This window comes from Anaerophaga thermohalophila DSM 12881 (assembly GCF_000191885.1).
Classification (GTDB): Bacteria; Bacteroidota; Bacteroidia; order Bacteroidales; family Marinilabiliaceae; genus Anaerophaga; species Anaerophaga thermohalophila.
The window spans coordinates 1-23,780 of sequence record NZ_AEWI01000007.1 but is presented as its reverse complement, the minus strand read 5'-3'; the positions used below and the strand labels follow the sequence as shown (position 1 = coordinate 23,780).

Here is a 23,780-nt window from a genome sequence, read left to right as displayed (position 1 = left end):
TGTAATCTATCAGACTGCCAACAAAATATCTGATCTCCGGCGCAACAGGCTCTCTCTGACTTGCGCAATCGCTTCCTTGAGTTCCGAAAATTCACGGGCATTATATAATCTGCTTAGATGGCAGATTAGCACTTCATCAGATTTTTTATTATTATTGCATGAAACACACACCATAAGAAATAGTCCCCAGTAACTTACCTTTTTAATTATGAGCCCAGTCTAAAAAGCATCTTTGTTGCCAAACTCGTTGTTGTTTTAGATCTTTGAATCCTCATTAACAACAAGTTAACTCCGGTACAAAAAATTTAAAACGCCTTGATTTTGACAACAGAGATGCTTTTTAGACTGCACTCAATTATATTACATATTATCATCCGACAAAAAATGATATTTTATAAAAACTTGTTTACATTTGTTCTTGTATTACATCTTACAAACTTACAATTCGTTTTTTACAAACACAACATCAAATTAAACAAAGGGGGTATTTTTAACATCATTTTTGAGTAAAAATTCATTTTTTTGCAAATCACCCCCTGCAAAAAGATATCAACAATGAAAAAAATAACACTAATTATTTTTGTAACCCTGTTTTCAATCACCCATGCCCAGGTAAAAACAGGTATTGAAGTTTTAAAAAATCAAAATTTCGAATCATTGGCCGGAAAGAAGGTCGGACTGATCACAAACCCGACAGGAGTGGATGCCCGGCTCAACTCTACCATTGACATTCTCTTTAATGCACCTCAGGTTGATCTGGTGGCCCTGTACGGCCCCGAACACGGCGTGAGAGGCAATGTGGCTGCCGGAGAAAAGATTGATAATCTGACCGACCCGGCAACAGGAATACCGGTTTTCAGCCTGTACGGAAAAACAAGAAAACCAACCCCGGAAATGCTGAAAGACATTGATGTGCTGGTATATGACATTCAGGATATAGGCTCCCGTTCCTATACCTACATTAGCACGCTCGGGCTGGCCATGGAAGCTGCTGCCGAAAACAACACTGAATTGGTCGTTCTGGATCGCCCAAATCCTCTGGGAGGTAATAAATTTGAAGGCCCTCTGACCGAGCCGGAATTCACATCATTTGTCAGTCAGTTTCCCATTACTTATGTTCATGGCTTCACCGTTGGTGAGCTGGCCACTTACATCAACAACAATAATCTGCTGCCCGGCGGACTGCAATGCGAGCTATCCGTGGTTAAGATGGAAGGCTGGAAGCGCGACATGAACTTTGAAGAAACCGGACTGCCCTGGGTTCCGTCGTCACCTCATATTCCTCATGCACATTCGGCCTACTACTACCCGGTGTCCGGTATCCTGGGCGAATTGTATGTTTATAATATAGGTGTTGGATATACTTTACCGTTTCAGCTATTCGGGACCGACTGGCTCAACGCAGACCAACTGGCAAAGCACCTGAACAAACTCGAACTGCCGGGTGTCATCTTCCGGCCGGTTTTTTTTAAGCCATACTACAGCACTTACAAAGGCGAAGAAATTGAAGGGGTTCAGGTTCACCTGACCGACATTGAAAAAGCACCACTTTCGTTAATTCAGTTTTACGTTCTGCAGGAGGCTTACCGGATGAATCCAGACAAAAATGTGTTTGAATTGTGTAATCCTGACCGGCTGGATATGTTCGATAAAGTTTGCGGAACCGACAAGGTACGAAAGGCTTTCAGCCAAAATTTCCGCGTAGATGATATGATCGGTATCTGGACAAAAGATGTTGAAGCGTTCAGAAAAAAGGCTGAAAAGAGCTTTTTGTATTAAGGAATACTTAAACGCGGAGACGCAAAGGCACAAAGATTTTTATGTTTTTATGAAGACACGGAGGGTGTCTGAAAAGTGAAAAACGGGCAGAGTTGGAAACATCCTTATTATTACATCAAACAAAACTCCCCACATTTAGTCGATTTTCCAGCTTATCGAGCTGATTAAGAGAGTCGTTCAATGAAATTTTTAATTGTTGATGGTGCAATGAAAAAAGCTGACGATAATATTCAATTCCTTTTTCGAGAGCAGCATGAATTTTTTTGTTTTGATTTTCGGCTCTTTCATTGCCAACCGTTGAAGTTTCTGTTTCCTTAATATAGTAATCCAGATTTAAGGACAACTCTTTAACAAATAAATCGGGCCTGTCGTTCCGTTCCATTAGATTGTTTTGGCCATAAATATGTCCAATCATCTCTTTAAGGGAGGATTTTTTGCTGAAATAAGCCATATTGGGTCCGGGACAAACAGAAACGCCTGGGCCTTCTGCTTCGGTGGAAATATCGTTAGCCAACAAAGCGGAAGTTCCAAGACCAGTACAAATGCACGATTTCTCTGTTACATCGGCAATGGCTTTTTTAAGAGAATCACGATCATTTGAAGACGCCTCCAAAGTCAGGATTTTTTTTCTCTGATAACTACGAGAAGCAGTACATTGAGGACGACCTTCAAATTCTTTGCTAAGGGAGCAATATTGTTTAACACAGCCACTCCCCGGTTTATTTTGATTGATTTTCAGGTCTCTTTCAGCATCTTTGGTATTATTTCTCAAATTATTGAAGGGAACACCCAATGGAGAAATATTGCTTAAATACAAATCATTCTCTCGTGCCATCGAAAGGCGATAAATGGTGTCATCGTCAATGCTTACAGCTTCCGGCACAAGCAGAAAAGGAGTCCCCCAACCAACTGAGTCAAGCTGATAATAATTAAGCAAAAAGTCATGCTCTGCAGCAGTGCCTATCCCTCCCTGCGCAGAAATTCTAACCGTTGGAGCTTCTGATGGATAAACGCGTCCTTTTTGATTCAAGGCAGTCTGAAACACCTCAAACTGATCGGCAATTAGCTTTCCCCTGTTATTTTTAAATTCTTCAAGGACAGGCCCTATTAGGTTCCCTTGCGAAGCAAAAGCATGACCGCCGCAATTAAGTCCCGATTCGATGCGGAATTCCGATACCCAGATACCCTTTTTGGCCAGCAGTTTTCCCTGAACTACGGCCGACCGGTAATCGCTAACTTTTATGGTAATTTTCTTCTTCAGATTCCCTTCAGAATCGGGATAAAAATCGTCCCAATTTTCCAGGTAAGAAAACAGCCTTGTGTTCATCCCTGCCGATAAAACCAGTGATGATTGCAATTTACTTTTAGCAAATCCCCGTAAGGCCGCATGGGCATCGTTAAATTCAACGGGCAACTGCTCTCCGCCGGCAAAATTCTCTTTATCGAGTTTGGTCATAATATTGACATCAATATGACCGGGATACAAATTGTCGTTTACCCACTTTTTCAAATCACGAAAATTGGCATTTTCTTTCAGATAAAAATAAGTTTGCCGGGCCGTAGAAGTTTCAGGCAACAAATCAAAATAGTGGTCAATTTCATCGCTTTTGCGCGAAAGGGAATTTTTCATATTTTCGATACGAGATCGGACACCCGTATCCAACATATCTAAAAAAGCCGTAATACGACGGGCCCGGAAATCTTCCATTTTGGAGGAAATCCCCTGAAACAGTAAATTGGCCTTTTTACCGGAACTTCCTGTCTAATTTTATCGGCAAATCACAGCACTCCCACTGCCAGGCTAAGTTTAAGAGTTTTTTTTGCTCAAATATGTGTGGCTAAGAAAGAATTAATACAAAAATTCTATAAAACATTTGCATATAATTTTTTAAATTATTATATTTGTGGCTAAGACATAAATTTAGCTATATGTTTATTCAAAGAACATACCGTAAGACAAAAAATAAGGTTTACCAATCAGTTGTTCTGATGGAAAATTATAGGGAGGGTGAAAAAGTTAAACATAGAAGCATTACCTCTTTAACAAAATGGCCAGAACATCTTGTAAATGATTTGGAAAAATTAATTAAAGGTAAAGCTATTACGGCAATAGAGGACTTGAATCTTTCTAATGGCAAATCATTCGGTGCAATTGAAGTAATCAAACAAGTGGCCAACCGACTGGGAATATATCAGGCCTTAGGCAGTTCTAAACAAGCAAAACTGGCAATGGTGCAAATTGCAGGGCGTATAATTACGCAACAGTCAAGGAATTACATTGCCAACGAATGGGTGATTAATCAGGATATTGAGAATGTTTACAATGTGTCCAGTTTCAATGAAGATAGCTTATACGATAACCTGGATTGGTTAAGCGCTAATCAGGAAAAAATAGAAAAGAAAATTTTCAGACACCGTTATCAAACAGAAAAAATAAAGAATATATTTTTATACGATGTAACTTCATCCTATTTGGAGGGGACAAAAAACGAACTGGCCACATACGGATATAATAGGGACAAGAAAAAAGGCAAGATGCAAATAGTTGTAGGGCTGATGCTCGACAGCTATGGATACCCAATTACCATAGAGGTATTCAAAGGGAATACCGGTGACACAAAAACAGTTTCGTCACAACTTAAAAAACTCAAAGAAGTATTTGGTGTAGAGCGAGTTATTTTTGTTGGGGATAAAGGAATGATAAAATCAAGCCAGATTGATGAAATCATATCAAACCAGTATAAATGGGATTATCTCACAACAATTACCAAAGAGCAGATTAAATCATTAATAAATAAAGGGGTATTGCAGCTATCTTTATTTGAAGACGAATTGGTAGAAGTAGCTGGCGAAAATAATGTGAGGTACATATTGCGGAAAAACAAGTATAGGGCAATAGAATTAAAACGAAATAGAGAAGACCGAATTAAAAGGTTGATGGATTTTGTGACTAATAAAAACAAATACTTAAAAGAACATCCAAAAGCACAAATTAATGTTGCGCAAAGAGATATAAACAATGAGCTGGTAAAATTAAAACTAAAAAACATCGTCACGGTAGATGTGAACGAAAGAGGGTTCTCTATATCTATAGATGAGGAAGCAAAAGAAAAACAAGGGGAGTTAGATGGCTGTTATGTGGTTAAAACGGGAGTCCCAAAAGAAGAACTAAACACAAAAGAGGCCCATGATAGATACAAAGATTTAGGATTGGTTGAATTTGCATTTAGGACCATGAAGACCACAATTGAAGAGCTTAGACCAATATTTGTAAGAAAAGAGGATAGGACAAAGGGCCACGTATTTGTTGTGATGCTGGCGTATATGATAACCAAATATATTTCAGATAAAATAGCCAGTTTAAACTATACCCGAAAATTTGCTATTGAAAGCCTTGATAAAATACAATATATAGAATATGATTTTAAAGGAACCAAAATAAAAGTACGCCCACATAACTTATCGAATCATCAAAAAGAAATATTGGATGCACTGGATATAAAACTAAATGTAGCTAAGAAGGAATCAGCCTGATAATATGGCGCATCCCTTGACAGAAAAGGGGTTTAAGGGATATTTATTTTCTTTAAGATAGGAAGTTCCGTTTTAAATTTTTGAAACGAACATGGATTTTGGATGACCAAATTTTCAAAAAGACATGAATGAAATTGGCTGACGCCGATCCCGCGATTCATAGCGAGTTCAATCAGACCAATGACTTAGACTTTTTTTATACTGATGAAACGAGCATGACAAGGGTTGTCACAAAAGAACATGTATAAAATTAATCATGCGAGTTCCATTCGACCTTAATAAATAAATTTTATACGAATGAATCCTCATTAACAATAAGTTAACTCTGATACAAAAATTTAAAACGCCATGATTTTGAAAAAAATATGCTTTTTATACCGTACTCATTTATGAAGAGTTTCGGAAATTGGATTCTCTGAAATTTTGAAAAGAATTAAATAGTAAAAAACCATCAACCTCTATATGCTTTTTATAGAAAGCAAAATTTATTATATTTGTTGAGCAATTAGAGCAAAAAAATTGGAAAAGCTTTTTCAAAAATCATATCAGAAACTGCATCAGGTACCAACTCAATTCAAGCGGTACCTTGCTGAAAAAATTGACTGGAACAGTCGCCTGATCGGCATAAAAGGGGCCCGTGGAGCCGGAAAAACCACGCTATTGCTTCAATATGCCAAAGAACATCTCCCCCAGGACAATCAAACGCTTTATGTGAGCCTGGATGATTTGTTTTTTACGGAAAACAACCTTGTCGACTTTGCAGAGCAATTTGTCATTCAAGGCGGGAAGTATCTGCTTTTGGATGAAGTCCACCGCTATCAAAACTGGTCGCAGGAATTGAAAAACATTTATGATGATCAGCCCGATTTGAAGATCATTTTTACCGGCTCATCACTTGTTCATTTGAATCAGGCCAAAGGAGATCTAAGCCGGCGGGCTGTGATGTATGAGCTTTACGGTTTATCCTACCGGGAATTTCTGAATTTCACACAGGGAACAACATTTGAACCGATCGATTTTAAAGCATTGATTGATTCGCATACCCGATATGCCCTGGAAATTGCTGATTCTATCCGTCCCCTTGCACATTTCCGGAAGTTTCTGGAACATGGTTACTACCCCTATTTCAAAGAAGCGCCTACTCTTTACCCGCAAAAGTTGTCCGAAACCATTTCTCTGGCATTAAACATTGATTTGCCTTCATCGTATGATATCAGTTTTGGCAGTGTGGAGAATATCCGATTGCTGCTACATATTATATCGGAATCGGCTCCCTTCAAACCCAATATTTCCAAATTGAGTGAACGCATTGGCATTAGTCGGAACAGTCTGGTGCATTTCATTCGTTACCTGGAAGACATCCGTGTCATCAAATGCCTGTATGCAAATACCAAAGGCATCGGAGCATTGCAAAAGCCAGAGAAAATCTATATGCACCACCCCAATCTGCAATATGCTTTAGCTGATGAAAACCCCAATATCGGAAATGTCAGAGAGAGCTTTTTTATTAATCAGCTGGGAATTTTGGGCCCTATTAAATATACTTCCAAAGGCGATTTCGCATTTGCCGATTATGTATTTGAGATAGGTGGTCGTGGAAAAACAAATAAACAGGTTAAGCATCTTGAAAACGCCTTTGTCGCAGCCGATGAAATAGAAATCGGGCACTTGCATAAGATACCGTTGTGGTTGTTTGGGTTTTTGTATTAGGCAATGAGTTTTATACAAGTTTTTTTGTAGCAAACCTTGCCATGCTCGTTTCATTTATACTTTAATGAAGATTCGTTTTTTATACAGGATATATCCAATGAGCCAGAAGAAAAAGACATGCGTCAAGGCATACAGCAATGAACCGTTCATATTACCTGCCAGGGGGACAAAAATATGCTGGTAGAGCCAGGTACTGCCTCTTACCACCGTACCGTCGGCGGTTTCAAATTTAATGAGCATGCCCAATGTACGCGCCCACAGTCCTGACAGGGCATAAATAAACAGCGGGTTCATCCCGAAAACCACAAAGAAGGACGTCCACTTTTTGTACCCTTTAACATCGATAATGAATATCAACAAAGCAAAAACCAAAGCGGCCAGTCCGGCAGTATAAAGAACATAAGAGCTTGTCCAGAGCGGCTTATTGATTGGAAATACAAATCCCCAGAGCCGGCCTATAATGGTAACCAGAACACCATACAATGCAAGCCTTGCAGGTAATTTGGCTTTTTCGGTATTACTGATAAAAACGCCCGTCAGATATCCCAGCAAAACGGTAACAACGGCGGGGATAGTACTCAGCAGTCCCTCCGGGTCAAACGGGATACCAAATCCGGTGTAGAGATGCTGTTCTCCCAGAATGGCTGCATCGAACGGAATAGTGACATTGCCTTCCAGACTATAAGGATCGTCGCCGCCAAACCAGGCCAAAATTCCCCAGTAAACCAGCAAAATGGCTAATCCCAGATACGGGATGTACTTTCTTTTCATGGAAAGCACTATCAGTGAAGCAAATCCATAAGCCAGGGCTATTCTTTGAAGCACCCCCATAATACGGAGCGAACTGTAATCAGTCATCCATTGCGGAAATGAATTCAGAAAAAGTCCGATGGCAAAAATCAGCAAAGTCCGTCTTCCCAGACGGTTAAAAGATGCTTTATTGAGCGTATTGCCGTATTTGGCAAAAGAGAAAAACATGGAAACACCAACCACAAAAAGAAAGAAAGGAAAAACCAGATCGGTAGGTGTGCACCCGTGCCAGCTGGAATGGCGAAGCGGTGCATAAACATACTGCCAGCTGCCCGGCGTATTTACCGTTATCATCAAAGCGATGGTCATACCCCGAAGGACGTCAAGTGCCAGGTATCTTTCAGATTTTTTCATAAATCAAATCAATTAATAGATCGTTAGATTTCTAGATTTAAGATTATTCATACAATCCTGATATACTGCATTTAATATACAAAACGGAAACGGACAAAAATACGGGATCACGGACTCTGTCGGTACTCTCGTACTATTATCGACCCCTTGAATCCTAACTTTTACCAACTCTCCCCGATTGTGAGATTGAGAAATCTGCATCTCTGAAAAAAGCTTTTTCTCAACAATCAATTAAAACTCATCGCTACGTCTTTGCGACTCCGCGTTTAGTCCTTTTTCTTAGAGAAAGCCCACAATCCCATAAACACCAAAAAACCATTTAAAAGTAATAATTCAAATCCAAACTGGTAACCACCGAGCCATCTTTCGGAGTTGCTGCTGATAATATAACACAAAACCGGTGACAAAACACTGATGTAAGGAACGTACCGGTCGCGGGTGCTTCTCTTTGTCAAAATTCCGAAAGTGAACAACCCCAGCAAGGGGCCGTAAGTGTAACCCGCCGCAGTAAAAACAGAGTTTACAACACTCTCATCATTAATGATGCGGAACAAAACAATCACCAGAAACATGATGAAAGAAAAAGTGATATGCACCTTTATCCGGGTCTTCTCAGTGGAAGGCAGTTTGGGATCAACCTTCAGAAAATCGATACAAAAAGCTGTGGTCAGTGCCGTCAATGCCGAATCGGCACTGGAATAAGCGGCAGCCGTGATCCCCAGCAGAAAAGTAACACCAACAGCAGTTCCGAAATATTTGATGGCCAGCAACGGGAACAGGTCATCCGACCGTTCCGGTATACTTATTCCCATTTGTTCGGCATAATAATAGAGCAATACACCTAATCCCAAAAACAACAAATTAGTAGCTACAAAAGAGAAACTAAACCAAAAAAGATTCTTCTGAGCTTCTTTCTGGTTCTTACAGGTCAAATTTTTCTGCATCATGTTCTGATCCAGACCTGTCATCACTATCGTGATCCCAATACCTGCAATAAACTGTTTGAAGAAATTAGTTCCCGATTGCCAGTCCCAGTCGAACACTTTACTATACGGATGATTGCCAATGGTTGCAACCATCTCGCCAAATCCCATATCCAACTGGTTAAGTACAACCACTATCGTCACAATTACTGAAACAAGTATAAACAATGTCTGCAAAGTATCGGTCCATACCACGGTTTTAATTCCTGCTTTAAAAGTATACAGCCATATAAGTGTTATGGTGGTAAGCACGGTAACCCAGAAAGGAACGCCCAGCGCATCGAAAAATGATATTTGCAGTACCCCGGCAACGAGGTAAAGCCGGAAAGAAGCCCCGATTGTCTGGGAAAGTATGAAGAAAAAAGAACCAGTTTTGTACGAACGAAGACCAAACCTCTGATCAAGATAAGTATAAATGGATACCAGGTTTCGCTTGTAATAAAGAGGCAACAAAACCAGTGCAATAATCCAGTAGCCGACAAAATTTCCCAAAATAAACTGGAAATAACTCCATGCGCTGTTCCCGACCTCTCCGGGAACTGAAATAAATGTAACACCGGATATTGTGGCACCAATCATCCCGAACGCCACCAGGTACCACGGCGATTGACGGTTGCCGGTAAAAAATGTTTCGCTGTCGCTGTTGCGTGATGAAAACCACGAAATAAGAAAAAGCGCGGTAAAAAAACCGAGAATAACGAATAATACAAGAGTTGTGCTCATCTGTATTTTTCTTTTTGGAACATGCTGAAAGATTGAGGCTAAGATTAAGGTTGAGGTTGAGGCTGAGGCTAAGGCTAAGGCTGAGGCTAAGGCTGAGGCTAAGGTTGAGGTTAAGGCTGAGGTTGAGGTTGAGATTGAGGTTCACCACGGATTCTTGTAAGCAAGCAACAGAGCCGAGTGGCGCAGGTTTTCACCGAGTAAGATATGATTAAATACTTGTTTGTCATATCTGTGGTACCTCTCAACCTTAGCCTCAGCCTCAACCTCAACCTTTACCTCATCCTCAACCTCAACCTCAACCTTTACCTCTGCCTCTGCCTCTGCCTCTGCCTCATTCTGCCAGGCTGATATCTTTAAAATATTCAACCACCGATTCGATATTGGTCGGACTCAGCGCCGAAATTACAAAATAATACTTACGCGGATTGGTTTTACGGGTGACTTCGACCGTCAGTGCGTTCTCTCCGGTAACGGCAAAAATATTTTCAGCATTTTCGGTACTGGCAACTTTACCATATTTAAATTTGTAGATTACAAAAACCTCATTATTTCTTCCTGATTCCCAATTCATTCGAATCGAGTCTCGATCGAGCTCAATCACGGGATTCCGGGGCACACCGGGCATGATCTGTTCGACTCTCGGATTAACCGGCGCCAGTGCCTCATAACGGAAGGGACGCCTGAGCAGTTTCTCTTTCAAGCGCCGGGGATTGTTACTGAGAGATTTTCCGCTGAAGAACATGCTGCCATCAATATTCGGATAGGTACGGTTCAGCTTAATTTGCTTAATAATCTGCCTTGATGACCGCCATTCCCGGTCGTTTGAATCGCGGCTGATACGATAAAAACCCTGACCGACATAAAGCCGGCAGCCCAGTACATTTTTACTCCACCACTCGGCAATGACGGCATAATCGGCTACTTCCTTCCCGATGTGCCAGTAAATTTGTGGCGTAATGTAATCAATCCAACCCTCTTCCTGCCATTTCAGAATATTGGCATACAAATCGTCGTAGTTGGTTTGCCCGGCTCTGGTTGCCGATCCGCTCGGATCATCAGACTGGTTACGCCAGACGCCAAAAGGACTGATACCAAAAGCTACGGCTGGTCTTACGGCCTCAATGGTATCATGCAATTGTTTAATGATCATATCGACATTTTCACGTCGCCAGTCGTCCTTTTCATCTGCGGCGAAACCACGCGGATATTTCTCAAAAGCCTCCTGGTCGGGGAATTCCTCACCAGCAATCCGGTAGGGATAAAAATAATCGTCGAAATGCAGGGCATCCACATCATAACGTTTCAGGAGATCAGCCACTACAGTGGCCACATGATTTCTTGTTTCGGGGAGACCTGGATTGAAATAACGGGCTTTGCCGTACGTCACGAACCATTCGGGATGCTTGTTAACGGGGTGACCATCGGAAATGGAAGCCGTGGCTGTATCAACTACTGCCCGGTAAGGATTGAGCCACAGATGAAGTTCCAAGCCCCGCTTGCGACACTCATCAATGGCAAATTGCAAAGGATCGTAGAACGGATCGGGTGCTTTCCCCTGTTCACCTGTCAGCCATTGCGACCAGGGTTCCAAATCAGAAGGGAAAAATGCATCCGTGGCCGGTCGAACCTGAAAAATCACCGTGTTCAGGTTATACTCTTTGGCCAGGTCGAAAAGTCCGGTCAGTTCATCTTGCTGCATAGCCACCGACAGACCGGGTTTTGAAGGCCAGTCAATATTGGCAACAGTGGCAATCCAGATGGCGCGCATTTCACGCTTGGGATACTCTCTTGCCTGTATCGAAACAGCAAGAAGCATCAGAATTGAAAGTATGGATATTTTTCGTAACATACAATTAATTTTTGAGACTGAAGTTAAAGCTAAGGCTGAGGCTGAGGCTGAGGTTGAGGCTAAGGTAAAGGTTGAGGTTGAGGTTGAGGTTGAGATTGAGGTTCACCCCGGATTCTTATAAGCAAGCGACAGAGCCGAGTGGCGCAGGTTTTCACCGAGTAAGATATGATTAAATACTTGTTTGTCATATCTGTGGTACCTCTCAACCTTAGCCTCAGCCTCAACCTCAGCCTCAACCTCAATCTCTATTGCTCTTCATTTTTTTTCTTAATGCCGAAAGTAGGATCGATCTTCAGAAACTTAATAATAATAAACCCTGGAATGGTACAAATCAACACCCAGATAAAGAAATTCTGGTAGCCAACAATTTCCTGAATCCATCCTGAAATCATTCCGGGGATCATCATTCCCAGGGCCATCAAGCCGGTACAAATGGCATAATGAGCTGTCTTATGACTACCGTCGGAAAAGTAAATCATATACAGCATATATGCGGTAAACCCAAACCCGTAGCCAAACTGTTCAAGGGCCACCGCTCCTGAAATGAGCCACATACTTTGGGGGGTAACATACGAAAGATATACAAATACTACATTGGGAATATTCATGGCAAAAGCCATGGGCCAAATCCAGTATTTAAGGCCGTGTTTTGAAGCCAATAATCCGCCTAAAATTCCGCCCAGCGTCAATGCGAGAATGCCTATTGTCCCGTAAATCAGCCCCACATCGCCTGTTGTGAGTCCCAGGCCTCCTATTTCGCGGGGATCCAGCATAAATGGCGAGGCCAGCTTCACTATCTGCGACTCCCCAAGCCTGAACAACAGCAAGAATGCCAGTGCCGGACCTATATTTTCTTTCACGAAAAAGGATTTAAAAGTAGCGAAGAACTCTGTAAACATATTCTCTCCATCACCCTGAACAACTGCCTTGTCGGAGTCGGGACGCGGCAAAATGAACCGGTGGTAGACAAAGAAAATGAGAAACAAACCGGCCAGAATAAAAAAGGTGATCATCCAGGCCAGCGGAATATTACCCGACCGGCCTTCATAATAAGCCGAAGAATGCTCTTCCAGTTTTGGATCGAGCTGAATAACGATCCAGGCTGTCTTCTGCCAGTTCGATTTATCTACTACAATGCGCTCCCCCTCTATCAGTTTAATACTTTCATCACCTCTTCTGATTCCCGTATTCAAAGCAACTTCCTCTTCTTCCTCAGGTGACCTGGTTAGACGGACTCCAACAAGCCCTATATTTCCCGGACGGAGTGATGTTTCCACCACATCATCGCGCCCAAAGGCTGCCCTCAACTTTTCTTTCAAAGGCCCTGATACGTGGGTTGCAAACCATCCGGTCTCCGCTTTCGTCTCTTTCTTTGCTTCGGGAATCACGAAGCCGTTTTTCAGGTTTTGATTCACAGCCCATTGTTTAATGCTGTCAATTATTTCGGGAGAGACCTTTTGAGTCGGAATATGAATCTCTTCGTTTGTTAGCACAAAAGCCATTTCATCGGATTCCACGGACCTTTTGAATTCGGGAATCTCTATCTTCGCTGGAAGATCGGGACGTGCATAGACGTTAAACTCAACAGGATCGAGACCGGTATAGGTTTCGAAAAAGCCTGCCAGAATAATGAGCAACCCCTGACCCGTAATCATAGCCACACGATAAAAAGTGCTCCTGATACCAATAAAGTAAGCCTGCTTGTGCTCGTCGAGCGCCAGCATATAAAATCCATCGGCAGCGATATCATGCGTAGCCGAACTAAAAGCCAGCAACCAGAAAAATGCCAGGGTGTACTGAAAAAAATCGGGTACAGGAATGGTGAAAGCGACACCTGCCAGACCGGCACCAACCAACAATTGCATCATTATGATCCACCAACGTTTGGTCTTTAACAGGTCGACCACGGGGCTCCACAGTGGCTTTATGACCCATGGCAAATAGAGCCAACTGGTGTAGAGCGCGATATCGGCATTGGATATTCCAAGCCGCTTATACATAATAACCGAAACGGTCATCACAATAACGTACGGAATGCCTTCTGCAAAGTACAGTGTCGGTACCCAACTCCAGGGTGAACGGTTTTTTGAACCCATATATTAGATTATTAGACGATTAGATATTAGATATTAGAATTCAACATTGGGAGAAAAGAATGAAACGAGCATGACAAAGTTTGTCACAAAAGAACATGTATAAAACTCTTGCATGCGAGTTCCATCCGACCTTAAAAGATAAATTATATACGGATGAAACGACATCTCTATAATTTCTCAAAACAATAACCACGCTTGCGAAGTTCGTCAATTATTTCAGCAAGGCGGCTGTAAAATTTATCTTTCCTGCCGGGATGTAACAATAACAAAGCGCTGTTCAGCCCCTCCGTTTCCTCATATTCAACCTTTTATCTTGCATATCAGGTAGAATTAATAACGTTTTTCCAGTTGAGCACCCCTGAAATAATGCTTCAATATTTCCTGATAGGAATACCCCTTAGCACCCATAACGGCGGCGCCAATCTGACAGAGACCAACACCATGTCCCCAGCCTGCTCCGATGAGTGTGAATGACGACGGAACCTGCCCTTCTTCGCCTTCCTTCTCAACGATAAAAGCAGAGCTGTACAAGTGAGACTCCGAAAGCGCCTTACGTATCTCCAGCTCTTTACCAATGGTTAGTTCTCCTTCTGTTCCGACAATTTTAAGGCGGATAAGACGTCCCGATTCACCACGTTCAACAGGCACCATGTTAAGAATTTCCCCAAGGTCAATATTCGCTTTCTTCTTCAGTAATTCCCTTACCTTTTGCTGAGTAAGCGTCACCTTCCACCTGTAAAAATCGGCCGTTTCCTGGTCGTAATCGTTCAACACCTGAGAAAGCACATCTTTGTCCCGGGTATTACAGAATGCAGGCGGGTTACCGGTAATCCACTCCCGCGCAGCTTCTTCATCCTTCAAATCGAGTTTGTAACCTTCCGGGGGCACATCATTGTCAATCACTTTGGTCAGATACGGATGATTTACCGGTTCCCACACATTTTCGAACAATTCGGAAATACCGCCACAGGCCTTGGAGAACCGGGCATCACATATTGCGTTATTGTAAACCAGCACTTCACCAAAAGTATCGGCAACAGCCGCCTCCACTTCTTTGGTCGATGCCCGTGTAATGCCCTGATAGCGCTGACAATGATCGTCGGCACACACATCAAAGTTAAGATGGTCTTCACGGTCGTACCATTTTATCCGCTCACCCGGACTCTCCATAACAGTTTCATAATTGCCCGTTTCTTTCAGCTTTTGTTCCTTCTCTTTCTGCGCTATCAGCCAGCTGCGCGATATTACCGCGTGGGCTCTCAGCAACTGAGGCGACGAAGTTGCACTCATCTCGGAAGATATGACACTCACCAGATAATCTTCCAAAGGCAGGCGATTAACGGCTGTGAGATGACCCTCTTCTCTGATGATGCGCAATGTTCCTTTAAAACGCTGGTCTTCTTTACGCTCCCAATGGAAATTAATGCCTATGACCACATCCTTCAGTTCGAAACTGCTCTTTTCGTAATCAACAGGTTCCAGTTCAACAGGTAGTTCGGCGCTGATATTCCGGTTGTTGATCAAAATCCTGAGCTCCCCGTTGTGGCAGGAAGCATGACCTTTACCTTCATATATTTCACCGGAAGCCCTTAAACGGAACGGGCCTTCAAGCTGAAACGAAAATTCGGGGGCAAACAACACCCCTACTTCAATATTTGGTTGCATAGTATCAGGTATTAAAAATGAGTTTCACCAGGTGCCACGACTCCTCATCCAGCGTAACCTGATGGAAAATATCGGCGACTAAATCGTTATTCAGTTTTTCAAAATCTTCTTCTCGTGGAGTGATCAGTACGCCTCCAAAATCGACTGATGCCGGACTTAACAATACCTGTTCTGCGCCTTTGGCATAAAACTGACGGGGACGATGTTCTCTGCGCGGGAAAACAATAACCCTCCAAAAATCATGTTCCCATGAGCAAAGAATGTTCAGCATAGGTTCCTGTTCATATTTTTGAAGTTTCCCTAAAAAGCGGAAAACTCTCAAAAACCAGTTTTCCAGCAGTTTTTCATTGTTGCTTTCAATAACAAGCGTCTTTCTGAAATAATTCTCCACGCTGTGTACTTTAATGTCTTTTCTGTCCAACAGCAACGATTTCCCGGGGTGCAAACGATATTCCTCTTCAATGGGAAGGAACCCTTTATTGCCGGCCTGAAAATGAAGGTGATCAGGGGCACTCGCTCCGCACCTCGGTCCATTGTAAAACAGCACAAAGTCTGGAAGCTCACGGGCAATTATCAACATATCACCAAGTCGTCCTTCAATTCGCTGGTCAATATGTTCCCTGTGAGGGATGGTCAGATGCCTCGAAAAAATAGGGTAAGGATTAACCAGAACCTTATAATCCCCGACATCAACGCCTTTTTGTTCGGCAGGCAAATTTCCGGAACATAAAAAACATTTCCGTTCTTTGATTGATTTTGGATCCACTTTAGCCGCCGAAGATCGGATACGTCCCGGATTGAACTGTACCCGCATTTCCGTTGAAGGACGCATGTGCAGCGTCCGGGTTTTTACCTCCTTTAAACCGGCATAATTGTCACGAGCCAACGGCCAGTTAACAAGCTGATCATCAATCAAATCATTTACCTTTTCCTGTAACGTCTTGTTTTCAGTTATTTGGTTGATCATGTTCGTTTTTGGTTTTTTCTATTCGCGCCCACAATTCCATTGTTCTCACTCTGTCTTTATAAAAATTGTGATTATTCATCTTTACAATATCAAGTGATGCATCGGAATTATCTTCCCAGCGCCGACATAAGTAAAGCGTTTTGTATATTCGTCCAATCTGATAATCGCGCGACACTGCCAGACCCACTGCATAATCTTCCCCATAGCTTACATTAGGCACTTTTATCTTTCGCAATACGGGTGTATAAAAGGCCCGGGGCGCTCCCAGTCCGTTAATTCGCAGCGCATTGTTACGTCCGTTTTCGGGCGTCCATTCCTTATGGTCGATAAGTCCGGGAGGTATCTCTTCCAGCTTGAAGTTAACCATTTGGTAAGACCCGATCACCATTGCACAGTTTTGCTCATAAAAGGCATCCACAATGGTTTGTATTACTTTATCATCGGCATAAAGGTCATCACTGTCGAGCTGGATGGCAAATTTACCGCACGATTCATGCATAATCGCCATATTCCAGCATCCACCGATACCAAGGTCTTTACTTTCCGGAATCAGATGTAACAAACGGGCGTCCTCTCCTGAGAGCTTTTTGAGGATATCGGTAGTCCCGTCGTCCGAATGGTTATCCACAATAATTAAGTTAAAGCTGAAGGCAGCTTTTTGCCTGAAAACAGATCGAACCGCGTCCTCAATGGTTTTCGCCCTGTTTCGCACGGGAATAATCACCGAGGCCTCGACCGGGAAATCAGCTTCTTCGAATTTCACCGCTTCAAACCGAGGTTCAAGGTATCCGCCAATCTCCTTCAGGTGCAGCGTACAGGCTTTCTCCATCTCTACCTGGACTTCCCTGTTTTTGGGGTCCACGTAATCAAAAATCTTTTCACCGGAACGGCGGGTATCGGTTTCCATTTCGGTATACAAAAATTCCGGCAAACGGAAGAGTTTATGATTTTGTGATATTTTCAGCCGCAGGTCATAAAGACCGGCAAATCTAAAGTCTTCGTTCATCCTCCCGACTGCTTCTTTGACCGCCGGAGCAGAAAAAAGAAGAAGAGAGCCGAAATTGAAATCATCGCGTAAACTCCCATCCTGATAATCAATCACAGGGTGATTGATCATTTTTCCCTCTTTCAGCGCATAATAGTCGGAATAAACCATCCCGGCCCGGGTATATTCAGCTGCCTGAACCATGCGTGCCAACGAAAAATCGCCAATTTTCAGGGGTAAAGATTTGGTGTACAATAAAATAAAATCTGCATTATTGCTGTGGCCTGCAATCTCCCCTACCATGGCAGTCGAATTAAGGGCGGGTATTTCAATGGACTTCACCCCGTCAGGCAGAACAACTTCACGGTTTTCGGGAGTTATCATTACATTAATTTCCGAAACCTCATCAGAAGCTTTCAGTTCATTAATGGTTTGTTTCAGATCAGCCTTTTCGGCCACCGGTAAAAAACATGCAATTTTGCTCATATAATCTGGTTGTTTTTTTTATCAATCAAAATGTCGGGTAGTACTTACGAACTCTGAAAAAGGACCAATCGACCGACCAGCCAATTGCCGTCTAACAATCTGTTGTGCATTAGTGTCTGTCCATAAAATACCATTTGCTGTGTTACGGTTACCGCCAAAATACTCATTTACGATAAAAGTAGTGGCTGCTGAAAAAGTCAGCAGCCGGTTTCAAATTTATTTTCCATTGTTCTTTTTGGCATTGCCCCAAAAAGAACCAAAAAGGTCTGGTCCGCTTAAACCTATCTTCCCGCGCAAGCCATGCAACCGGTACTTTCTGAACAGACAGATTTGATACAACTTTTCCCGACTTTACAGACAGGCACGAATTAATCCCTTTGGAAAAATTTCAATATATCCTTCATCAATTTGTTTCGTTCTTCTTTGTCGGGCACTGCCTCAAACGGGAACCCCAGGGCAACGCTCCGGTAGCTTCCCGAATAAGCCACACCGGCACTTACTTTACCGGCGGTATACCTGAATATCCGGAATGCACCATCGCCCGCCGGTTCAATGCCATCTGGTGCTTCCACCTTGTAAATATGAGGATGATATCCGGCATTATAGCTGAGAGATGGCATGAAAAGAGCTGAGGCTTTGTCTGTCACCATCAGTTCACCTGTATTGTCGGCATGATTGGTCATCCAGCGGTAATGCAGATATGCTTCGGCAAAACCGATGGCCACAGTATCGTTGTTTTCAACCGCGTCGGTACCGATGTAAGCACCCGAAATCAGAACGTTCCCACCTTTGGAGACAAACCTTTCCAGATTTTCCTGAACACCGGGAGTTAAGACCCGGTAATCTTTATGCTGCCGGTTAAACAAGGCCGGCGTTCCTCGTTCTTCACCATAGATCAAATCGACTGCAAAATAGGGAGTAACATTAAAGTCGCTTTTGGCGAACACCTCATCGCTAACGGAAACGAAAGAATATCCGGCATCCCGGATGGCTTGTCCGTGACAAAAAACAAAATCAAAATTATTTCCGGGAATAACTTTACCTTCCATATCAGCATAGCTGGCACCATTGCCGGGGCTGTCATCGTCGAGCCATGGAGAGGAACGGTCGTAGTCGTATTGCCGGCCAACATGACTCATATCCCTGTGCCAGGGCACACCTTCGTCTTCCCACCAGGCAACACCTGTTATATTACCATCGGCAAATGCAGGAGGTGCCACCCTGTCGAAACCATTGACAATAAGAACCGGATCATCGGAATTCTGGTTTAAAGAAACAGCAAGGGTTTCGCCGGGGAAGCTCTGACCACCTTCATTCAAAGCGCTTACTTTAAAACTGTAAATGGTTTCATATTCATCCACCTCTATTACCAGTGATGTATCGGTAGTATAAATACCATTATCAAAGCCGTTGTTGTCAATTCTTTGGTAAACTTTGTATCCGCTTGGGACAGCCGAAGGCTCCAATGGGTCTTTGACCGGACTCCAGCTGATTTTAATTTTTTTGCCATCCACAATTTCCAGTGCCATATTATCGGGCGGAAGCGGTTTTATAATCACCTGTCTGCCCTCTCGTGCTGCCAGAAAACGAGCCATACCCTTATAGATGGCTCTGGCAACGGCAAACTGAAAACGCGGGTCAAGACCGTATTTCATATCGGCCGGATTTTGATGCGACAAGAGTTCCAGCAACATAGTTGGAACATTGGGTCGCCACGCCTCCGAATATTGTCTGTCCCACATGGCACGTCGGGTCCAGTCGGCCTTAAAACCCAGCCTGACGTCGGATACAATTTGTGACTGAATCATATCGGTCAGATCGCGGCTGGCGAGTCTGGAAGTGCCATCCGGAAACATTCCGTCATCGCGTTCACTACTGTATATTCCGAGGGTACCAATAACAGAGTCACCTGGTGTAGTGCCTGCATCGGTATGAAAGGCAAAAGCCAGATCAACGGGAATATTCAGACCCTCTACTTCTTCTCCTGTACCAGTAGGGCCATTGGGACGCCCCATCAGGTAGTTGACCCATTCGCCACGTGATTGGTAATCATCGTTGTAGTCGTTTTCATTGTCGTTAAGACTATAAACAATGGAGTCGGGCATTCCCGCGTACTGAAGCTGATATCGGCCGGCTTCCATCCAGCGGGGCTTGCCGCTCAATTTGTATGTATATCTTACGAAGTCTTTAATCTCAACCCTGTGAGAATCGGTTTGTCCGTCTTTCAGCGACCACTGCCTCGGAATATAAGCCCCTGCAGGCCGGCGGGCTACATTGCCCATGCCTCCACCAAAACGAACAGCATCGGCCGAAACCACACCTATGGAGTTTTTAGGCGTAACGATTGTTACAGAACCCCGACCGGGATTCCTTCCGGCCTGAAAATGAAATGTACCCAGATAGACCCAGGTGGCGTATCCCATCTGTTGATTCAAAGAAAAACGGGTCTGTCCGCCGGAATGATTCACAATACAGGGAACATTGGTCAGAGCGTTTGCTTCTTTTCCCCAGGAAATATAAACGGCATATTCACCCTTTTCAGGAATTTCGGGGATATATTGCAAAGTTCCACTTGCCTCGCGCGATACCTCCATTTTCAGGTAAGCGCCCGAGGTAAAAGGATTTTCCCCGGGAAAGAGTGTATCCTTTGGAGCAAACCCCGTTCGGTCGCTCTCAATCCATTGACCATTTCCATCGTTCACCACTAATTCACTGTCACCCGTAGAGCGGTCATTATCAACAATTACTTCATTCACCTGTATATCACGCTCACGGGAAAGAAAAACAGTAGCGCCCGCATCTTCAAGCATTGGGACAAGAAAATTCCTTGTAAACATAAAAGGATAAATATCTTCGACCGTTCCGAACAAACGGGCCCGTTGCCATTCCCAGCGGTCGAGTTTGGCCTCGTAATAATAACCATGGCTGGCCCACAAAGCAATGTTATTGTTGCTCAGTCCTGCCGGAAAATCCGGTTCTGATATTTTCTCTGCCAGAGGCTGGCGAAGAGAGTGTGATTTCATCCGCAACGAGTCGGGGACACCATTATAATAATACAACGGGATATAATCTTCCATGGGACGCCCGTTGCAATAAAATTCAATGCTGTAATCCCTGAAACGCCTTCTCAGATTGTTCCGTATGTTATACTTAAGATGGTTAAGCCAGACATGCCTGACCGGAATTCTTACAACATGCGGCGAGAAATAAATCTCCACACGTTCATTGTCCTGGTCAACCGCAACAGAATCAACCTCCATTCGGCCCAGATAGTTCCATCCTCTAAACAAATCGGAGGAGGGAGAAATGTCCTCCATCACCTTTTCGGCCATTCTCTTCTCCTTTGGGTTCAATTGTGAAAAAGCAATGTTTTCAATTCCAGGGAAGAAAACAAAAAACATCAACAACACTTTAGAAACTAAACCACTTCGCATGCCTGATTCTTTTTTAAAAAAGACTACCCCGGTCTATTCATGAAATTTCTATTACGTTGCGCATTACGAAAATTTATGAATATATCAGGTTAAATTAGATCTTTAATCGGAGTTCAAAATTAGAAACAATTTTTAAAGAAACAAAAATTTGTAATACATCTTATATGATATGAAAAACTAAACATTTTTTAGTACCTTTGCCATTCAAAAGTATAATATATCTTTCGCATTATGATACTAATTGCCGACAGCGGATCGACAAAAACCACGTGGTGTCTTCTCGACAAGGAGAATGGAGAAAAGAAATTTATCCAAACCAGGGGGATCAACCCGTATTATCAAGACGAAGAGACCATAATCAGAACATTAAAGGAAGAATTTAATGATAACCGACGTAAGTTTGATTCAATCTTCTTTTACAGCGCGGGTTGTGCCAACCCCGAGATCAACAAGACAGCCCGTAATGCATTAGTCCGGTTTTTTGAAACCGGTCATCCCGAAGTGCAGAGTGACCTGATGGCTGCCGCCCACGCGCTTTGCGCGGACAACGAAGGAATAGCGTGTATTCTGGGCACCGGTTCCAATTCTTGTCATTATGATGGCACACGTATTATAGAAAGTGTACCGCCCCTGGGATTCATCCTCGGAGATGAAGGCAGCGGAGCAGTAATCGGGAAAAAGTTGCTGTCAGATATCCTGAAGAATCAACTTCCAGGCGATATAACCCAGCTGTTCTTTGACACTTTTAAGACCAGTGCTACCGAAATTCTGGATCATATATACAAACAACCTTTCCCTAACCGGTACGCGGCCGGCTTTACCAAATTCATTTCCGATCACATCTCACATCCCTCTCTCTATGCACTGGTTAGGAATGCTTTTGATGAATTCCTGGTACGAAATGTTTTACAATATAAAAAAGCCCGGTCCCTGCCGGTACATTTCACCGGAAGTATTGCCTTTTACTTTCATAAGATATTGAAAGAAAGTCTGAAATTCAGAAACCTTACACCCGGAAAGATCATTAAAGATCCGATGCCCGGCCTGATAGATTATCACGTCCGGCAATAGGGCCAAAGTACAATTTTTGACTTTAATAAAACAACAATAAAATGTCTGATAAGAACAAATTCACGCTTAACATTACTGAATCACCGTCAAGATTCAAAGACCTGGAAAAAATGGAAGTAGCCGACCTGATAAGAAGCATGAATGAAGAGGATGCCAAAGTGCATATCGCAGTAAGGGAGGCACTTCCTCAAATCGAACAATTAATAGTACGCATCATAGACAGGATGAAGCAGGGAGGACGCCTTTTCTATCTTGGAGCAGGAACCAGTGGTCGTCTCGGGGTCCTCGATGCTTCGGAATTACCGCCTACTTTCGGGGTCCCCGATACGTTGGTTATCGGACTCATTGCAGGAGGCGACGTTGCTCTCAGAAAAGCCGTAGAAGATGCAGAAGACGATCCCCACATGGCGTGGGAAGAATTGAAAAAATACAACATCAGCAAACTCGATACAGTAATAGGCATAGCTGCTTCAGGAACGACGCCCTATGTCATCGGCGGGATACGCAAAGCCAGAAAAAACGGCATCCTCACAGGTTGTATAACCTGCAACCCGGATTCCGATATTGCTAAGGTTGCCGAATTTCCCATCGAGGCAATAGTAGGGCCGGAATTCATTACCGGAAGTACTCGTCTTAAAGCCGGTACCGCCCAGAAAATGATCCTTAACATGATTACGACTACACTGATGATCAAACTCGGGAAAGTGAAGGGGAACAAGATGGTCAATATGCAGCTCAACAACCAGAAGCTCATCAAACGCGGAACCCACATGCTCATGGAAGAGCTTAATCTGGACCAGGAAACTGCCCAGGACCTGCTCATCCGTTATGGCTCTGTTAAAAAGGCCATCGACGGTTTTAACAAATCACGCAGACAATAACGATAAAGCAGAGGGCAGAGAGCAGAGAGCACGGGCCAGAGGTAGAAAGGTAAGAAGGGTGATAGTAAGAATAGGAAGGTGGTAAGCTATACAGGTAGAAGACAGAAGAAATGAATTTTTCTGAAACGGACAATAACAAATATGGTCAGAAAAGTAAATGCATAAAATCATTCATGCAAGTTCCCCCAATAAATCGGAGCAAGCTATCATACCAAAAACTTAAACGTCATCCCAGGGATGGTTTTAATGAAAGACTGTGAACAAGCCTTGGGTCGGGTATGTTTAAACAACGTTTACTACTATAAACAAATCACTAATATGCATTTCCGGTTTAAATTTCTAAAAAGCACAACCTTGAATCATTTTAAATAAGCCTTTTTTATAACTGGAGTTTCCTCAAAAAACACTATCGAAAAAGCTGAAGGGCAACAATGACAACCATTTTGAAGAAAA

Annotated in this window: 16 protein-coding genes; 6 read left to right on the top strand and 10 right to left on the bottom strand. The window is 43.1% G+C overall.

Annotated features, from left to right (window positions below):
* Window positions 1-555 precede the first annotated feature (555 nt).
* Window positions 556-1,779 (top strand): exo-beta-N-acetylmuramidase NamZ family protein, encoded by a 1,224-nt coding sequence (locus ATH1_RS0102860; RefSeq protein ID WP_010417243.1) that lies wholly within the window; start codon window positions 556-558, stop codon window positions 1,777-1,779.
* 115 nt (window positions 1,780-1,894) lie between these two features.
* On the opposite strand, the gene ATH1_RS18815 is transcribed toward ATH1_RS0102860, so the two are convergent.
* Window positions 1,895-3,487, bottom strand: a complete 1,593-nt coding sequence (locus tag ATH1_RS18815; RefSeq protein ID WP_010417241.1) for a hypothetical protein — start codon at window positions 3,485-3,487, stop codon at window positions 1,895-1,897.
* A 221-nt stretch (window positions 3,488-3,708) separates the two neighbouring features.
* On the opposite strand from ATH1_RS18815, the gene ATH1_RS0102850 reads away from it, so the two are divergent.
* Window positions 3,709-5,313 carry an IS1634 family transposase gene (locus ATH1_RS0102850; protein WP_010416888.1) on the top strand — a complete coding sequence of 535 codons (1,605 nt, stop codon included), beginning with the start codon at window positions 3,709-3,711 and terminating at the stop codon, window positions 5,311-5,313.
* Window positions 5,314-5,832: 519 nt separating this feature from the next.
* Entirely contained in the window at window positions 5,833-7,023 is a 1,191-nt protein-coding gene (locus ATH1_RS0102840) for an ATP-binding protein (RefSeq protein ID WP_010417238.1), read from the top strand.
* A gap of 54 nt (window positions 7,024-7,077) precedes the next feature.
* Here ATH1_RS0102840 and ATH1_RS0102835 read toward each other — a convergent pair whose 3' ends face one another.
* From ATH1_RS0102835 to ATH1_RS0102820, 4 genes are all read right to left on the bottom strand, one after another.
* Window positions 7,078-8,187, bottom strand: a complete 1,110-nt coding sequence (locus ATH1_RS0102835; protein ID WP_010417235.1) for an acyltransferase family protein — start codon at window positions 8,185-8,187, stop codon at window positions 7,078-7,080.
* A gap of 266 nt (window positions 8,188-8,453) precedes the next feature.
* The gene (locus ATH1_RS0102830; RefSeq protein ID WP_010417233.1) at window positions 8,454-9,893 is read right to left on the bottom strand and encodes a sodium:solute symporter; all 1,440 of its coding nucleotides are present in this window, start codon (window positions 9,891-9,893) and stop codon (window positions 8,454-8,456) included.
* A gap of 141 nt (window positions 9,894-10,034) precedes the next feature.
* A complete protein-coding gene (locus tag ATH1_RS21365; protein WP_010417231.1) occupies window positions 10,035-10,259 on the bottom strand; it encodes a hypothetical protein in 225 nt (74 codons plus the stop codon).
* Window positions 10,225-11,742 (bottom strand): glycoside hydrolase family 10-like protein, encoded by a 1,518-nt coding sequence (locus tag ATH1_RS0102820; RefSeq protein ID WP_029163931.1) that lies wholly within the window; start codon window positions 11,740-11,742, stop codon window positions 10,225-10,227. The genes ATH1_RS21365 and ATH1_RS0102820 overlap by 35 nt, the downstream gene beginning before the upstream one ends.
* On the opposite strand from ATH1_RS0102820, the gene ATH1_RS21810 reads away from it, so the two are divergent.
* Window positions 11,723-11,863, top strand: a complete 141-nt coding sequence (locus tag ATH1_RS21810) for a hypothetical protein (protein ID WP_010417228.1) — start codon at window positions 11,723-11,725, stop codon at window positions 11,861-11,863. The genes ATH1_RS0102820 and ATH1_RS21810 overlap by 20 nt on opposite strands.
* A gap of 124 nt (window positions 11,864-11,987) precedes the next feature.
* Here the strand turns inward: ATH1_RS21810 and ATH1_RS0102805 are convergent, their stop codons facing one another.
* The 5 genes from ATH1_RS0102805 to ATH1_RS0102785 form a co-directional block, all read right to left on the bottom strand.
* The gene (locus ATH1_RS0102805) at window positions 11,988-13,838 is read right to left on the bottom strand and encodes an MFS transporter (protein WP_010417226.1); all 1,851 of its coding nucleotides are present in this window, start codon (window positions 13,836-13,838) and stop codon (window positions 11,988-11,990) included.
* A 330-nt stretch (window positions 13,839-14,168) separates the two neighbouring features.
* Entirely contained in the window at window positions 14,169-15,503 is a 1,335-nt protein-coding gene (locus tag ATH1_RS0102800; protein WP_010417224.1) for a SpoIID/LytB domain-containing protein, read from the bottom strand.
* Window positions 15,504-15,507: 4 nt separating this feature from the next.
* Window positions 15,508-16,470 (bottom strand): DUF4922 domain-containing protein, encoded by a 963-nt coding sequence (locus tag ATH1_RS0102795; protein ID WP_010417221.1) that lies wholly within the window; start codon window positions 16,468-16,470, stop codon window positions 15,508-15,510.
* Window positions 16,451-17,941, bottom strand: a complete 1,491-nt coding sequence (locus tag ATH1_RS18805) for a glycosyltransferase family 2 protein (protein ID WP_010417220.1) — start codon at window positions 17,939-17,941, stop codon at window positions 16,451-16,453. The genes ATH1_RS0102795 and ATH1_RS18805 overlap by 20 nt, the downstream gene beginning before the upstream one ends.
* A gap of 368 nt (window positions 17,942-18,309) precedes the next feature.
* Complete coding sequence (locus ATH1_RS0102785) at window positions 18,310-21,375, bottom strand: golvesin C-terminal-like domain-containing protein (RefSeq protein ID WP_010417217.1); 3,066 nt, start codon at window positions 21,373-21,375, stop codon at window positions 18,310-18,312.
* A gap of 231 nt (window positions 21,376-21,606) precedes the next feature.
* Here ATH1_RS0102785 and ATH1_RS0102780 point away from each other — a divergent pair, with 231 nt between their 5' ends.
* Complete coding sequence (locus ATH1_RS0102780) at window positions 21,607-22,446, top strand: BadF/BadG/BcrA/BcrD ATPase family protein (protein WP_010417215.1); 840 nt, start codon at window positions 21,607-21,609, stop codon at window positions 22,444-22,446.
* A gap of 41 nt (window positions 22,447-22,487) precedes the next feature.
* A complete protein-coding gene (murQ, locus tag ATH1_RS0102775; protein WP_010417212.1) occupies window positions 22,488-23,327 on the top strand; it encodes an N-acetylmuramic acid 6-phosphate etherase in 840 nt (279 codons plus the stop codon).
* Window positions 23,328-23,780 lie beyond the last annotated feature (453 nt).